7 protein-coding genes are annotated in these 17,193 nt (G+C 45.6%); 1 reads left to right on the top strand and 6 read right to left on the bottom strand.

What is annotated here, in order from left to right:
• Nucleotides 1-229 precede the first annotated feature (229 nt).
• Nucleotides 230-2,260, bottom strand: coding sequence for a methyl-accepting chemotaxis protein (locus AAEY93_RS19515; protein ID WP_124012137.1), 2,031 nt, complete (start codon nt 2,258-2,260; stop codon nt 230-232).
• A 633-nt stretch (nt 2,261-2,893) separates the two neighbouring features.
• On the opposite strand from AAEY93_RS19515, the gene AAEY93_RS19510 reads away from it, so the two are divergent.
• Nucleotides 2,894-3,586, top strand: coding sequence for a fumarylacetoacetate hydrolase family protein (locus AAEY93_RS19510; RefSeq protein ID WP_124011918.1), 693 nt, complete (start codon nt 2,894-2,896; stop codon nt 3,584-3,586).
• Nucleotides 3,587-3,893: 307 nt separating this feature from the next.
• On the opposite strand, the gene AAEY93_RS19505 is transcribed toward AAEY93_RS19510, so the two are convergent.
• The 5 genes from AAEY93_RS19505 to AAEY93_RS19485 all read right to left on the bottom strand — a co-directional run.
• Nucleotides 3,894-4,151, bottom strand: a complete 258-nt coding sequence (locus AAEY93_RS19505; RefSeq protein WP_164839507.1) for a hypothetical protein — start codon at nt 4,149-4,151, stop codon at nt 3,894-3,896.
• Nucleotides 4,152-4,201: 50 nt separating this feature from the next.
• On the bottom strand, nt 4,202-5,827 hold the full coding sequence (gene pfaD, locus AAEY93_RS19500) for an eicosapentaenoate synthase subunit PfaD (protein ID WP_124011917.1): 1,626 nt from the start codon (nt 5,825-5,827) through the stop codon (nt 4,202-4,204).
• Between the two features lie 28 nt (nt 5,828-5,855).
• Complete coding sequence (locus AAEY93_RS19495) at nt 5,856-11,780, bottom strand: hotdog fold thioesterase (protein ID WP_351079241.1); 5,925 nt, start codon at nt 11,778-11,780, stop codon at nt 5,856-5,858.
• Nucleotides 11,777-13,972, bottom strand: a complete 2,196-nt coding sequence (locus tag AAEY93_RS19490; RefSeq protein WP_351079239.1) for a PfaB family protein — start codon at nt 13,970-13,972, stop codon at nt 11,777-11,779. Before AAEY93_RS19490 ends, AAEY93_RS19495 begins: the two co-directional genes overlap by 4 nt.
• On the bottom strand, nt 13,969-17,193 hold a 3,225-nt coding region (locus AAEY93_RS19485; protein ID WP_351079236.1), incomplete at its 5' end, for an SDR family NAD(P)-dependent oxidoreductase. The genes AAEY93_RS19490 and AAEY93_RS19485, both read right to left, overlap by 4 nt.

Below are 17,193 nucleotides of genomic sequence, written 5' to 3'. Positions count from 1 at the left end.
CTAGGGCGGACTACGTCCTGCTAGTATCGCTTCGCTGCTAGGGCGGACTACGTCCTGCTAGTATCGCTTCGCTGCTATGATTTTATAGCATCTAGCCGCGTAGCGTTCTAGCAGCGCAGCGTCCTAGTAGCGCAGTACGCTGGCAGAGAATATTAATCAGCACATTATTGATATTGCTGACCCCGCATAAATGACCCAATAATCATTCCATCAATGATCATCGTTATGGTTATAGCTTAAAACGTTCAACGGAGGTGGTAAGCGAGCGGGCTAATTGATTTAATTGTTGGCTTCGATTGGTCATTGATGTTGATTCTTGTGCATTTTGTTGGGCTGAATCTGCCGTTTGAGTCATTGTTTGTTCTATTAATTGGCTATGGTTTACTTGTTCATTGGCCGAATGAGTAATACTTTGGCTCATGCCATTAATGGTACTCAATGCTGTTTCTATTTGTTTAATAGCATCGTGTAACGACTGACTTTGTTCAACACATTCACTGGCTTGCATTTGTCCTTGTGAGATGGCATTGACGGCATTCGTTGTTTCTTGTTGTAGAGCGTTAATCATGGTTTGAATTTTGGCGGTTGATAATTGCGTTCTAGACGCTAATGATCGTACCTCGTCGGCAACGACGGCAAAGCCACGCCCATGTTCACCCGCTCTTGCCGCCTCAATAGCCGCATTTAAGGCTAACAAATTAGTTTGATCGGCAATAGCACTGATGGTCGTTAAAATTCCACCAATATTATCGCTGTGTTGATTAAGTTTTGTCATGATCTTAACTGAGTCATGCAAGCTGGTTGATAAGGTCTCAATGCGGAGGCGATTATTATTAGCAATACTTTTTATTTGTACCCCTTGCAAAGAGGCTAATTTGACATGTTGTTCAGATTCCGCGGCTTGCTCACTGACCTGAGTAGAACTGTGATGTATTTGTTCGGCGAGCAGCTTTGCCTGGCTAATATTATTAATTTGTCCTGAGGCTGAATGGGATATTTTTTCGCTTTGCTCTTGTGAGCGAATAGCGGATTCATCGAGCAAATGCGCATCACGACTAATGGCTTGTAATAAATGAGTCAGGTCGTCAGAAAGTTTATTGATGTTATCCATCAAGGCTCCAAATTCATCATTATTTGTCTTGGTTAATCGCCCCGATAAATCACCGCTGGCGATCCGTGATAATGCTCGGTTAATGACTTGCAGAGGGCCTAACATGGCTTTTGACGTGAAGTAATAGATAAAGATCGCCATTAATACAAATATCACCGCCATTGAAATAGCCAATGTTTGTGCTGTATTCACTTCATCTATGGCCACCATTTGTAACTGGTTGAATCTTTCGTTCGCGAGTGTCACTAATTGATCTAACTGATGATTCGTAGCATCAAAAAAAATGTTGGCTTGTAGATGACTTTGCTCTGCTAAGCGTTGCTTATTGACGACATTGTGTTGCGCGAGATACAAGGTGCCAGGTTCATCTGTGAACTGTTTAATGGCTCGTAAGTTGGTGTCAAAATCGGCAAATAGCGACGTTGCACCCAAGGGGTCAGCTTGTTGGGTTAAGTAGTTGCCATTAACCGTAATATTAACTAATAACATCGAAACATCTTGTTTATGAATATTAATCGTATCGGCAGAAGTTAATCGACCGAGTTCCGTTATGGTATTGCCAAGTGCGAACAACATGTCGTCGATACGCACTCCGCCGCCAATGACTTCTGCTAATAACGGTGCTTCATCAACTGGCGCTTCGATAAGTTCCAAATCAATCATATTGTTACTGGCGTTTATACGCGCATTATCAAAATCTTGCTTTAAGGTAGTGAAGTGAGTGCGGGTTTGCTCTATTTCGAGTTTAGTGCTGAACATGGTGCGCGATTGTTTTACGTACTGCTGATAGGAGCTTTTTGCTTGAATTAACGACTGGTGCATAGTGGGATGATCCGCTACTTTGACTAATAGTGTCGTTAATACGTTATTGAATTCTTGCTGTAATAGATTAAATTGTTTGAAGCTGAGATTGATACTGTCATTACCGGTTTGTGAATAAGCTAAGCTATCTGTTTTTGCCATTTTTAATAAGGTAATTTGCAATGCATTTGATTTATTTTGAACGGGTACCGCTAAGGTTTCAATATTAGTATTTGCTGTTTGAATTTGATCGAGAGAATGATAAAAAAAACTACTTCCAACAAGCAGTAATAAGCCAATAGAGGCAAATCCTAACGCTATTTTTTGTTTAATTGTCAATTCGAACATTGTCATTTAGTCTCTCTTATTATTATTTTTCTGACAGTCATTCTTACTGTATTAATCGTTAATGAAACAGGTTTATTGTCTGTGTACAACAGACCTAGACTAGTTCGTTGTTAAAAAAATGTAAATACAATTATATAAATATATCATTGTTTTTATAGTGATATTTACTATTGTGATCAAGGGGCTTACCAAAATTTGGTGCTCGTTGATTGAAATAGAGGCGCTAATATAGAGAGGTTATTTACATAACTTCAACTCGCAATAAGAGAGTGACTAAATCGTTAAACTGGGGGGGTATTTCAGGCCTGTAATATCAGCCTTTACCTGTATTGGCGTAAACAGGGGTTTATTTAAAGTTAGTCATATTATCAAACCTGCCACGGTTTTTTGCTATTAAGGCGTATTGAAGCGTCAATCGCGGGCCTATTGTCAGTCGATAGCACTTCGATACCACTTCGATAGCGGAACAATGGGCTGGTTGATAACCGTTTGTTGATAACCGTCTATTATCCTTAATTGAAGTGACATATTAATAGACAAGCGATCATACTAGGCTTGATGTGTTAACGTCGTGATGCTTTTGTTGCTAAAGCGGTTAATTGTTCTCAATATGTCTAATCATTCGAGGTTAATGTGGATCGACAATCAGTAACGCTAACACAAGTTAATGGCCAAGTTTTACATATCATCCCATCAAAAATTATTTGTATTGGGCGTAATTATGCAGAACATATTCACGAACTAGGCAACGAAATACCTGATGATATGGTGGTGTTTCTTAAGCCTAATTCAGCTATTACCACCACGTTACGGAGCCATTTGGATGAGCCTTTACATTATGAAGCCGAGTTGTGTTTTATGGTAAGTAATGGCCAGTTTAGTGCCGTTGGAGTTGGGCTTGATATGACTAAGCGGCAACTGCAAGCTAAGTTAAAAAAACAAGGCCTACCCTGGGAGCGAGCTAAAGCCTTTGATGGTTCGGCCCTGTTTAGTGACTTTATTCCAATTACTCAAGGTATGCATAATGGGTGTTTTCAGTTAACGATTGATAACGTTGTGACTCAATTGGGGCATCAGCAATTAATGATGTATCAACCACAAGCTATTGTTAACGCCATTCGTGAATTTATGACCTTAAACGATGGTGACATTGTGATGACAGGAACACCTAAAGGTGTAGGTGAGGTGGCAGCCAATAGCCAATTTGAGCTTAGCATGTGGGCTAATATGCCATTTAGTGATTTTAAAACCGCTTTAGTCGGAGACAACACCATTGCGCAATCCTCTGGCGCCGCTGATATTGTGGCGCGCTGGCAAGCTAAATAACCCCAACTTGGTTTAGGGGTGGGATACGTTAGTCAAAAGCAGAATATTGAGTCTATTTCATAACCGTTTATTATCCCGAGCAGAGATTAAACAGGGCTTTTTACGCTGACTGCGTTTGTGATTTCTTTTTTTTGTTATCGCTTACTCATGTAGAACAACGACCGGTCATCACTCTGGCTTGTATTACATTGCGGCGCAAACTGGCAAGTAATTGACTTACAGATAAAAAATGGCCCAAACCCTCTTTAGTTAAAGAGGGTTTGGGCCATTTCGGTAGCATTATGTCATTAACGCTATGTCATCAACGCTATTTCATTAGCGCCACAGCTTCCATGTCTAGCTCGATGTCCGTGCAGCCTTTAGCGCAATAAATCCCTGGGGCTTTATTATTTTTTGGTGCCTTTTTGGTATTAGGCGGCAATAGAAGTGTTAGCGGTTTATTGCAGTCGGTGCAAGTCGCACTATTGCCTTTTAGCATGCGCTTAATCAGGTTTTTTTGCTGGTTAAACGACACAAGTGTCGGGTCGTTAACCGCCGAAAAATCGAGTTTTTGGATATCGCTCATGTTAGTTCCTATCTTTATCACTTATCTCGCGGTGAAGCGTGATAAGCCTATTATTTAATTTGGTCTACTGGGCGCCAGCGCTGTAATGCTACGGGAAGGCTAACACCTTGTGCCGTTAATAAATTCACTCGAGCTAAATAGGCTGCACCGTGCATTAAATGCTTGGCCAAATCGACGGCGTGACGTTGAGTGTAATCATCTAAATAGCTGCCTTTAGCCCACGCATTGAATGCTCCAAGCGAAGGACCGGCCCAAATTTGATAATCCATCTCGCGACCCACTTCACCCGTGTTTGACCAGCGACTTGATAAGCCTAAATACCAACGGAAAATCAATGCCATTTTACGTTTTGGATTGTCTTTAGCGCGTTCAATCTGTTTGGGATCTCGTTCATTAAAATGTGCCACAGTGCCGGCCCAAATATCATCAAGGCTTGAGCGAAATACTTGTTTTTCAAGTTTTTCACGCTCGTCGCTTGGTATGGCTTCGATTGAGTCATAGCGAGTATAAATTTCGTATAGTTTGTTGGCGCGCATGGGAAATAATGTGCCGCGTTTGACCACTTGTAACTTAACGCCCATTTCGAACATATCGGCGGCTGGCGCCATCGTCACATCGGCCATTTCTGTGGTGGCCAGTAATTTACGCGTATGTTCGCTGGCGCCGGCTTCCACGCAGGCTTGGTTGATGGAGCCGGTAACAATATAAGCTGCGCCCATATGAAATGTCGCCAATGCAGCATCAGGGGTGCCCACACCACCACCGGCACCGACGCGAAGAGGCGTTTTGTAATTGTACTGCGCTTGCACTTGATCTTTTAGTGCCAAAATAGTCGGCAGTAAGGTGACTAATGGACGATTGTCGGTATGGCCACCAGAGTCGGCTTCTGCGGTAATATCATCTGCCATTGGCACTAATTGCGCTAATGCCATTTGTTCAGGTGTAATCAAACCGTCATCAACCAGTTGTTGGAGCATTTTTACTGGCGCGGGTTGCATAAACTTAATCGCTACTTCAGTACGGCTGATTTTAGCGATCACTTTATTGTCGATTTGAATATCACCGTGAACGTCACGGCTTAAGCCTGCTGCGCGGTAATAGACAATTTGAGGGGTTAACCCCAAAAATGCAGATGCTTCGACGGTACGTACTTTATGCTTCAAAAATAGCTCGACACTGCCACGCTCTAGTGCGGGCTCACTCGGGCTGTGAATTAAATTAAACGCATAAGGGCCATTAGGCAGCGCCGTTTGAATGCGCTTAATGGCTTGTTCAACTCGTGATGGAATTAACCCCGCTGCGCCAAATGAGCATAAAATACCGGCTTGGCCTAATGCGATAACCAGCTCTTCAGAGGAAATACCATTCGCCATGGCGCCAGCATAATAGGCGTATTTTACCCCATGCACGCGGCGGAAATTACTGTCGCCTAAACTTTGGGTGCCAAGGGCTGGTGCAAAGGCGCTGACAGGTAGCGCATGGGCTGCTACGGCATCGGTCACCACTTGAGCCTGTTGCGCCACACCTAAGCCTTGCTGTGTATCGTTAACCACATAACATGGTTGCGATAAATCTTTGAGCTTTTTGTTCATCCCAGCGTGATCAAAACAGCTGTTTTGCAAGCTAACTTGCCATGGCCAAGGTGAAAGCTTTTCGTGTTGTAATTGAGTTGACATTATTTTTATTTCCTTGAAAAGCGAGCGGCTAAGCTTCTTCAATACAAATTGCGATATCTTTGACTTCGTAAATACGCAGGCCATCTTTACTTAAATTGGCATCACCAATAATGATGCGTTTACCGTGTTCATCTTTAATGGCACTGATATGAACATCGAGCGACATTTGTTTGTTTAATGGATTAATCTGACCGCGATATTTCCATTTTATATCAGATAATATCTGCCCAAATTTCGGGTTAGTGAAACCTTTACCTAAGTCTGTACTGATGGCGTAAGTTTGCATTAACTCGATGATAGCTTCAACGCCTAATGAACCTGGCATTACCGGATCTTGATGGAAATGGAATTGGAAGAACCAATCACTTGGATCAATCGTGCGAGATGCCGACAAATAACCGTTACCATATTTACCGCCTTTAAGCACCATTTCAGCCGTGTCGATAAAGTTAAGTTGGCCACCGGCTAAACGATAATGTGGCTGGTGGGCAGGAGCATTGAATAATCGCGACTGCTTATCCAGTAAGTTGACGCTGACATCTGCAGCCACATTATTGTCGAGGTGCCATGGCTGGGTTATTTTGCCATTATCTATGCCGAGCTGATTTTTAAGTGCGTCACCTTTAAAGTAGCCAAATACTGCGCTGCCGGTGTAAAACGGCTCGTTATCGACGCTTAGCTCAAACGTGAAGCTTTGAATAATATTACTGCCAGCGATGACAGTAGACAGCAAACGTGAGTCATTGACGATAGTTTTGCCGCGTAAATCGACTTCGCGCAGCAGGGTGCCGTGACCATCTAAGTTGCGGAAAAACAGTTCTTGCCCAGGAAAACCAAGAGTGGTGCCCATGTAGCCGGAAATAAAGCCATTAGGTTGTAATGAAATCTCCATTAATACCGAATAAGGCATTACCGTCTGGTGGCTGTTGTTAGCAAAGTACCAGGCATCTGCCGGCACTTCGTATTCAGCGATACAAGACGATGGCTTTTTCAGTTCGCCGCGCTTACCGTTAATGTCAACCACGCGAGTGGTTAACTGTAAATCGCCACAAGGCGTGCGCGGTGGGATCAGTCCGCGGTAGATACTAAAGTCAGGCCCGAAGCATTTTTCGATATCGCCAGTGGCAAATTCGAACATATGGTATGGCGTAAATGGCACGGTATCGGGTACGCGGTTGGCATACTTTGAATCGGCGCTTACTTGTGGCGCCTCAACGTGTTTAAGTGGAATAACGCCCTTGTTACTTGGGGCATTTAAATCTGGAACTTGCGCCATTAATGGGGCTTTGTTGGCAATATGTTTGCTGCTAGCGTTTGAATTTACAGCAGGGCTAGTGCCTGCTGTATCTAACGACAGAAGCGGGTAACGAGTGCATTCAGCTTCTTCTTTAATCATCACCCCAAGATTTTGGAAATCAACCACCACCTTGCCATTGAGCAAAATATCAATATTAGCTTTGGCGTAGGGACGAGGATGAACACCTATTTCGGTGACCTCCATGCGATAAGTCAGCTCAGCGGTTTGTGGTAACACTTGGCCACGACAACGCACTTTTTGTGAGGCATTTTCCAGTGGCTGGAAGCGACCATTGTCAACCAGAGTGTGCATCCCAATGTGGACCATAAAGAATTGCAGTAATTGACCACAACCTTCTGCCATTAACGAGCCAGCCATGACTTGGTCGCCTTGGAAATGACACGGGAAATACCAGTGATCTGGCGCAATGTGTTTATGACCTTCAAGTAAGCCTAAGCCCCACGCGCCACCGTGCACTTGAAGCTGGCTAACACGCTCAATCATTAAGAACTTTTCTGAGGCAAAACAAAGCGATTTTTGCAGCCCATTTTGCAGTTGGTGACCAACATGTTCACCGCCAAAACAGCTGCCAATATCAGCGGTTAATAAATGATGAATTTGGCCATAGTCAAACGCCGTTTGGTTACAATGCAGTAATGGTGTAAAGGTTGGTTTATTCGGATTATTAAGTACTTGTTGACGAAGTTTGATTTCCTCTTCGGTATGGATCACCCCTTTCCCATCGGCCAGTTCTTGGTCGGTAAAGAAGCCTGCGCAGCCGCCATCCATTTTGAGGATCATCTTGTCGCCAACAAAGCATTCGTACGAGAAGAAGAATAATAGCGTGTCGCCATTGCTGGCAAAGTTGTTGATTTTAATGTCGTAACGCAGGGTATCGCCGCCGCGAGGTAAATCAGCTAAGAAGGTCAGGGTGCAATCAAGTAATCGATAAACCCGCTCACCCTTGTTTTCAAAATCGATGCCTAAATAACTGATCAACATTAAATCGCACTGACCTGATTCAACGGCTACAGCCCAAGGGATTTGACCATCGACTAAGTAGGGCGCATCAACCGGGATGTCGTATTCTGTGGTCATTGAACAGGGTTGGTATTGATTTATGGTCGCATCAAGTTTAGTGACGCGCGACACCAATAAATAGTCGGTGGTTGGCAGTCTTACTCGGCGAGAATAACTGTCGATAATGGCGTAATCTGGACCAAATACCTTGGCAATATCACCTTCAGCATACTCGACTAAATCAGCGTAGTTCCAAATACATGGTTTGTCTGCCGGCGTCGGCGCGGTGTAAGCAGGTACGAAGGCATGATTGGGCTGGATTAACTGCGCAGGCATAGCTGTTGAGGCGTTAACGTCAATATTTACAACAGGCTGTGAAGCAACTGAAGCCAGAGGCGCTGGCTGGGCGGTAAAACCGGCCAATTGAGATCGTAATAAACTGTCGGCCACTTTCAAGCCTGCATCTCGGCTGGCTAAATAAGCTAAATGCGCTTGTTGTGCTAACCACTGATTTTGTTGAAATGCCGTTAAATGTGCAGGTGGAATCGTATGATTTGTCATACAGGCAACCCTTGGTTGCTTTGGAATCGTTTTATCGGGCATATTTTCTGACATAAGAGGCTCGGCGATATTCTCGCTATTATTGACGCTAAGAAGGCTATTATCACGAATAGTTGGTTGCTTACTTTCAATGGTGTTGACCACCGTTGGGGCGATATCAGCACATTGATTGATAATACTGTCGAGCGCATCAAGTGGGCTGTCGATAATGTGTTGGTAAATATCGCGACCACCTAAACTGACTTGCTTAATTAAACTTAACCTACTGCCTGTGGCTAATTGTTGAGTTAAATTATTGCTCAGTCGAGTATGCAATGCTTGTTGTTGCAACGCACAAACCGACAAATTCACTTGCGAGTATTGTTTTTCACTATTGGTGAAGACACTGGCATTGATAGACGTTTTATCGATGTGACGTGTTTGCACTAAAGCGTGCAGTAAACTGGCCATGCCAGAGGCGGCAAAGGTATGACCGAGAATGTCATGGGCTTTACAGATTAGCGTCGCCGAATTAGCGCTTGTCGATGCATCCGCTATCCCTTGGGCAAACTGCTGGCCTTGCTCTGAGAATAAGCATTCCGGCGCTTGGTTTAACTCGATAAGGTCTGCCGCAATGGTGGCGGGCGCTTGCGACAATGGGTCAAAATGAATGCTGTCGATACTGGCATAACTGTGAAGATTAGAGTGAAGGGTAGTGTGTGCGGCATTGGTTTGTTGCAGCACTAGCGCGCCAGCCCCTTCGCCTACTAGCCAATCAGTTGAGCCCAAGCCTTTGGCATTAAGTTTAGCGGTATTGAACAACATGTTTTCAATACTGCCAGACAGATCCACGGCGGCAATAACGATCGCATCTAAAGGCTCTTGTAACGAGCCAAGGGCAAACAAGTTTTGTGCCACATCAATACAGCGATTAACTGACTGCTCGCCCGCTGAAATGGTAAATGCTGGACCATTGAAATCCCATATCGAGGCGATCCGCGACGCCATAATATTGCCAATAAAGCTGGTGTACTGGTTAAGCTTGGCAGCATCTAACACACTGTCCATTGCAATCGCTTCTAAGCTGTTATATTCCGCACTGGATAACTGGACCCCTTGGGCATTAAGGCTTTGAGCTATTTGGCTGTGTAAGTTAACTCGTCCGCGAAATTGGTGTAACTCAAGTTCGGTTTCCATGGCGACTAACACGGCGACTTTGCTGCCTGGTGTTAGCTTGGCATCGACAATGGCTTCATTGGCTATTTTGATTAACAGCAGCTGTTGAGAGATCAGCCGGTCATCTTCATTAGGCGGCACTTTAAAACGTAAGAAATCAAAATCGAATTGATCAATATACGCGCCCTGTGGTACTTGATTAATGCCATATTGGGCCAATAACTCTGGGTGTTTGTCTAAGCCTTTCCAGCGCTTGCTTGGCAATGGGATAAACAGTGCTTGCTTGGCGATGATGTTATCAGCCAGTGCATCGATACTGCTGCATTGGCCAAAATGCGCGGCCATGCCGGTAATGTGCATGGGTGTTTGTGCGTCAACTAATGCGCTGTTATTAGATGGGCTACTATGGTGCAAAGTCTTGTTAGCGACGGCTTGAGCCGGAGCTTGATATGACTCAATCAGTAAATGGGCGTTACAGCCGCCAAAACCAAATACCGATACCCCCGCATGGCGGGCTTTATTGGCTGCTTTATCGGGCCAAGGCAACACCACGTTTGGTAAGGTTGCTTGACCAAATAAGCCATTAGGCGAGGCGATAGGCGCACTAATATTAATACTCGGTGGCAACACGCCTTGGCGCATCGCAAAAATCATTTTCATGATCCCGGGCATGCCTGCGGCGGTGAGTAAATGGCCTAAATTGGATTTTGCTGAACCAATCAGTGGTGTCGCGCTGCCTTGAAGCTTATCTTCAAAAAACCGCTCCATTGAGGTGAGTTCAACTTTGTCTCCTAATGGCGTACCGGTTGCGTGACATTCAATCACTTCAATACTGGCGGGGGTAATACTTGGGTCTATTGCCGCTGCATCGCGATAAGCACGTTCAAATGCTTGTACTTGGCCTTTACTGTTTGGGCTTAACACAAACTGGCCTTTACCGTCGTTTGATAAGCCGATACCACTGACTAAAGCGTAAATATGGTCGCCATCACGCTCAGCATCTTCAAGACGTTTAAGCACTAATACCCCAGCACCTTCGCCAGCGAACAAGCCTTTACTGTTTTGATCAAACGGAGCTGAAATGCCGTGGTCGGGATAGGCGTGAAATATCGAAAATCCCATATTGATAAAGAAGGGATCGGCACCTGACACTGCGCCGGCAAGCATCATGTCTGCTTTGCCAGTATGCAAGTAATCGCACGCCAGTTTTAAGGCGTAAACCGAGCTGGCACATGCCGCATCTAAACTGAGCTGCGTACCACCTAACCCCAGAGCATCGGCAACGATTTTTGAGGCGTTATGGGCAATGGCACCATTACGCAAATTAACGGTCTGAGCTGTCGCATGTGCATTAGTTTGTGGCTGCTGGTCAACAGATTGCTGGTCAACAGATTGCTGATCAAAGTGCTTATCATAGCGCTCATTAAAAGAATGCAGGCTGAAGTTTGGCTGTTGTAGTTTGGTTTGTAGGGCTTTTTCTACCGCACTATGATAAAGCGGCACAAATAGCTCGTTAGATTTTGCCGTAGGAAATGATAAGGTTCCCATGACAATACCTGTGCGTTTGAGCAAGCTATTGTCTAGAGCAATACCCGCATCCGTTAAAGCATTACGCGCAGTGTCGGTTGCCCACAAGAAGCTTTCATCTAAACCATCAAAGGCGTCACTCGCAATACGATATCCGTTTGGATTAAAGCTAAATCCTTGGATATAACCGCCTTTATCGCAATAAAACCGGTCTGACTCGCCTTGAACGCCCAAGTAGTCACTCGGTGAAGCATTGAGTTTGTTGGCACTGATTTGGCTGCGTGAGTCTTTTTTTTCTAATAAATTTTGCCAAAACGATGCAGGAGTATCCGCATCTGGATACTGATTGGCTAAGCCAACAATGGCTATTTTAGGGATCGCTTGAGAACTCAATGAGGTTCTCCTTCTAATGATGTTTCACTATTACGAATGAGAGATGAGCCGTCGGCTAACGCCGCCTGCTGGGATAATGTGTTAATCGTATCGTTAAGGCTGCGGATAAAGGGGCTTAATGACATCGGCACTCGATGAGTGATTAATTGCCCCAGACATTTAAGTAAACTGCTAATATCGTCGCCGCCTTTTGCATTAACAGCCATCGCATTGACTTTTGCATGGACCTTCGCTGGAGACGAATCGCTACTCTGAGCATTGATTTTATCAATTAAAGTGGTTATTTGACGATCTGCACCGACTTCAACAAACAAACGACAGCCATGGTGGCGAGCTTTATGGATCAATTGAGTAAAGTCCAATTGATGACAAAAGGTATCGGCTATCGATTGGGCAATGGCGTGTGAGGTTAACGCAACCGGATCTGCCTCGGCGGCTGAGATAAACTGTAATTGGTGGGGTAAATTTTCCACAAGCGGTTGCTGATAAAATTGGCTAACAGACGTGGTAATATTCAGTGCCGCAGGTGTGTGCATAGCGGTGACGCGATTAGCCGCAATGCCGCGTTTACCCGCCTGTTTTAACAAGGCTTTACAACTGGATTCACAGCCAGCGATAACGCAGGTATCACCTTGGATAATGGCAATATAAGCCCGCGGATGATCCGCTAAATGGGGCGTGAGTTCATCGATGCTCGCACGAGTGACAAAGCTGTTCCACACAATGGTTTCGTCATCGGCTAATTGCCATTGCTGGCGAACACAGCGGAGCTCGCCAGAAATATCTTGGCTAAAAATACTGCTGTTTTGCGTCGCGGCAATCATGCGATGCGGTGCCTGCCATACGTTTAAACTGGCCCACATGGCCGCTTCACCCATGGAGTAACCCAAAGCAAAGCGGGGCTCAATGGCAAACTCTTGCTGCAACAGTTTAGTTAATACATAACTGGCTCCAACGCCGGCAATCGCCAATTGACTGAGACTCATCTGTGCTGCACGGCTGTTATCTGCGCCATAGAGATATTCAGTTTGTAACATCGATTGCATGTCACCTTGGTTTTCAAGTTCGGCATATAAATCCGGGAAAACCAGTCCCAATTGACTAAGCATGTTTGGATAGACGGTGCCTACGCCGGGATAAACAAAACTTAAGCCATGATGACCAAGCGGCGCTGAGTAAAAGCAACTGCCGGCAGGGGTTTTATATTCTATGGCTGCATTTGAGCTTTGGGCAACATTTAGGGCAAGATTGCCACTAGCCGCCATCATTGTCATCATGGCGTTGACTTCTTGCACTAATCCACTGCGGTCCGCTGCCATTAATACCAAGGCTAGGGGCGCATCCGTTTGATAATCTACCAATGTGGTGTTGATAAGCTTGAGTAGGCTAAGGTCGTCAGCAGTTGAGTTTAACTGCGTAGAAAAGTCCATCAGCTTAGTGCGTAATTGCGTTAATGAAGCTGCGCAGAGTGGCAACCATAAACGCTGAGTATTGATCAATGTTTTGGCGGCGATTAGCGCACGTCCTTGGGTTAGGATCATTGCCTGAACACCCGCGGCCGCTGGATAACATAAGGCCGCCACCCGATTTTGGTGCAGTGTGCTAAACCAATATTGACTGTTGCTGTTGTCTTTGGATGGTATACAGCGACTGGCGATAGACTCGACCAGGGTTACCATTGCCGTCAGCGTTGTTTGTGGATGAGTGCTGGCATGAGTACCAGCATTAGCACTAGCACTAGCACTAGCACTGGAAGTAGCACTAACATTAGCACTAACATTAGCACTAACATCTAAACTGCCATCTAGCGCGACAATCTGCGGCTGAGCATGCAGACGTTTTGCATGGGCAAGGGCGAGTGTTACCGCCTCAACTTGATTGTCGCCAACTGCAATGCCGTTGATATAAGCATGAGCATGCACGCCGTGTTTAGCGGCAATTAATCCCGGCATTATCCACAGTCGATCGCCAATATTGACCATGACATTGTGGGTGGATGATAGCGTCTCAACGCTGTGTAATAACGCCAATTCAAAGCCATCGACACGTTGAGTGTCGATGGCAATAAAGTGCTCATTTACCGAGTCAACATCAGGCTTGCTTAGCAACAATGCCAAGCGCATTGGCTTGGTTTGTTGCTCCGCAATACGCTCACTAATACTGCTCTGCGTTATATTGCTTGATGCCGTCACACTGTTTCCTTGCTGTGGTGAGAAAGTTCAGCACCAGCAGCTTGATGTGCAATAAATGCCCCATTCAAACTTTTGCTAATGGTCACTTTAGCGTTGAGCATTTGGCAACTCAGGCGACCATCTTGATGATATAAACTCACGTTAGCGATTAGCATTCTGCCACTGTGTTTAACCACATTCAGTTGAATATAACCTTTATCACCATTAGCAAATGGCCAAGCGGTGACACATTCACCGGTTGATGACGGTAAACTTGCGGCACCGTATTTCAGTCTCGCCCATACCAGCATGGCTTGTAGCAGCAAATCTTCAGCGAAAATTTGGCTGCCACCTAATGCCGATGACGGGATAAAACCTTGGCAGTCTGCGGCATTAATCTGCGGCAATTGCACTCGGCACAGTAGCTGAGCATCATCAAATGCTAGCACCTGATTTATCCCTTGCAAACGCGGGCCATGAAACAAGGTTCCGTTTTGATACAGTTCAGCCCCTGAGTTCAATGGCACCATGTGCGACCACTTTGTCAGACTCGCTGTATCAATCGCTGGCTTGGTGATCTCAGTTGCCAAAATGGCACTATTGATCACCAATGTCGCTTGGTATTGCGGTTTCATCGCTGCACTTGGCTCATTGAGCAGACGAGAGGAGATCTGCGCGCTGATCCCAGCCTCCGTTTGGCTTAGCTCAAGTTGCAACAAATGTGGCTCATTGGTGTCAAAAATGACCCCTTTAAGCAATTTATAATCAGCAATACTCACTGGCACACGGCATAAGGTTTCGGCCGCATCACGCATCCATTGCATGGCGCATACTGTCGGCAATACCGGATTGCCAGCAATACAATGGTCGCTAACAAAAGGCATTTCAGCCGGAGTTAAGACTCGAGTCACCGTCTGACTGATAATATCAGCAGTCGATGTCCTAATCGTAAATACTTTATTAGCAGATGCATTAGCAGCAAATTTTAGCGAACCCTTGGCCATAAGCAAAGCGTCCGCATTAGGCTTTTTTGCAGCATGATCCTGTTCTGACGAGCCTTGCATATCAGAGCCAATGAGCAGTTGCGCCCCTTGTTGGCTTAATAAACTGTGGGCAAATAACTCGGCACCCGTTTGTAGCGGAATAACGTAAACGCCACGTTCAACAAACATTTTCTTTAATGCTGAACTGACCATACCGCCATCCCAAGGGCCCCAGTTAAAACTCATCACTTTAGCGTGCGCTAACGTGTGCGCCAGTTTCAGGGCGGTTTTATTGAGGATTTCATTGGACATCGCATAATCACTCTGACCGCTATTACCGTAAAAAGCGGCAGCCGATGAAAATAGCGCAATAAGCTTAATCTGTTGTGGGTCGAGTGCGTTAAGGATACTCGCAAGCCCAGTCACTTTGGTGTGGTAGACGCGGTTAAGCTCATCCAAGGTTTTGTCTTGAATATGCTTGTCGGCTAACACACCGGCGCCGTGGATAATGCCATTAATGGTTAATGAGTCGCCCTTAGCATTAGTCAGGTTTTTAAGGCTAGCAGCTACCGCTGTGGCATCGCTGACATCCATCGATACATATTGGGCACTGGCACCGACCTTGCCAAAAGCGGCTAACGCACGATCGATTTCTAGGCTGCTGCTTATCGGCCACACTAGCGCATCAATCTGTTTTGGCGTGGGTTTATTACCTTGCGATTGAATATAAGCAATGGCAGCGGCTTTTAACTCAGAGGCTTGCTTGCCTTGAGCCCAAACCGGTAAGTCGCTAGCAAAATGTTGGCTGCGACCTGCTAACACAAAATGTGATTGGCACTGTTTGGCTAAGGTGAGGGCGCATTCAAACGTTACGCCTTTTGCGCCGCCAGTGACCAAAATAGTGTCATTACGATCAAGTGTTGCTGGCGCAAATTGCGCGCTGGCATTGGCTGCAACTAATGTCACTCGGCCTTGCTGACTGATCCCCACTTCGTTAATGCGATCTTCGCTTGCATTGGCACCATCGATATCAAACAACTCTGCTACGATAGCATCAGCAAAGGCGCTTGCATCAAGGTTATTAGCAATGTCTAAGGCGCGGCAAAACACCTGTGGCCACTCATGGCTTAAGGTTTTGCTAAGCCCAGACAAGGCTGCTTGGTTAAGTTCTGCTGTCGCTAATTGGCTATTATCTAAGTAGCCAAACCCACCGTCTAAACGACTCACAGTAAAGTAGCATAAGCGTGAAGATGTTGGCTTAGCGAATTCTGGGTGCAGATGCTTGGCCCATAAAAATGCATTGTCGACCGCAGCTTTAGCGGCAACCGTGCACGACATTAATTCGCTGCTGTTGGCTGTGGCTTGCGGCTGCAAATGAACAAAGCCCGCAATGGCCTGTTCAGCACCAATGTCGGCCTTAATATCGGCAATGACCTTGGCAATTTGTGCATCATCAATGCTATTCAAGGTGTAGCTTTTAATATCACTGCTTAATGGCGAATGCGCCACACTGATGGTTTGTGGGTGACGAATAACGGCGACGGTTAATCCCTTTGCATTGAGCTTTTCAGCCAGTAAACCTGCGTTGTGGCCATCGTCTGTGATGACAATACAAGTTGCTGTTGAAAAACAATCTAGGAGTTTATCCGCCGCTGGTAACTTTTTTAGCGCTACCTCGCTATGTGGAGGTAATGTTGTGGTGTCTAATTCAAGCTTGTTTGCGCTTAATGCTGGGGTTACTACTTCGGCAACTATGCCAGCAGCAGGCAGCTTGGTCTGCATGTAGCTGACAATTTCACCTAAGGTGCGACACTCGGCTAAATCTTCAGGGTTTAGCTCTGGTAAGCCTGGCAGCTCATCTTGCACTGTGCCTAAAATCTCGACGCGTTTGATTGAATCGATACCTAAATCGGCTTCCATGTCCATACTCAGTTCAAGCATTTCAGCAGGGTAACCGGTTTTGTCGGCGACCACGCTTAACATCGTACGCTGGACGTTTTCTGCGCTTAAGCTGGTTGATTCAGGTGCAGCAGTGATAGACCCTGCTGTTGCTGTTACCGATGTTGATCCTGTTGACGCTGCAGTAACCGTGTTGGCTGCAGGCAGTTTGGTCTGCATGTAGCTGACAATTTCACCTAAGGTGCGACACTCGGCTAAATCTTCTGGGTTCAGTTCTGGTAAACCTGGCAGCTCATCTTGCACTGTGCCTAAAATCTCGACGCGTTTGATTGAATCGATACCTAAATCGGCTTCCATGTC

This window comes from Shewanella sp. CAL98-MNA-CIBAN-0140 (assembly GCF_040309905.1).
Classification (GTDB): Bacteria; Pseudomonadota; Gammaproteobacteria; order Enterobacterales; family Shewanellaceae; genus Shewanella; species Shewanella psychromarinicola.
Note: the sequence above shows the minus strand (reverse complement) of the source record. Positions and strands in the feature narration are given on the sequence as shown.

Bases quoted from the DNA above. Each gene is read 5' to 3' on its own strand.
- AAEY93_RS19515 (WP_124012137.1), bottom strand. From the start codon at position 2,260: ATGTTCGAATTGACAATTAAACAAAAAATAGCGTTAGGATTTGCCTCT.
- AAEY93_RS19505 (WP_164839507.1), bottom strand. From the start codon at position 4,151: ATGAGCGATATCCAAAAACTCGATTTTTCGGCGGTTAACGACCCGACA.
- pfaD (WP_124011917.1), bottom strand. From the start codon at position 5,827: ATGTCAACTCAATTACAACACGAAAAGCTTTCACCTTGGCCATGGCAA.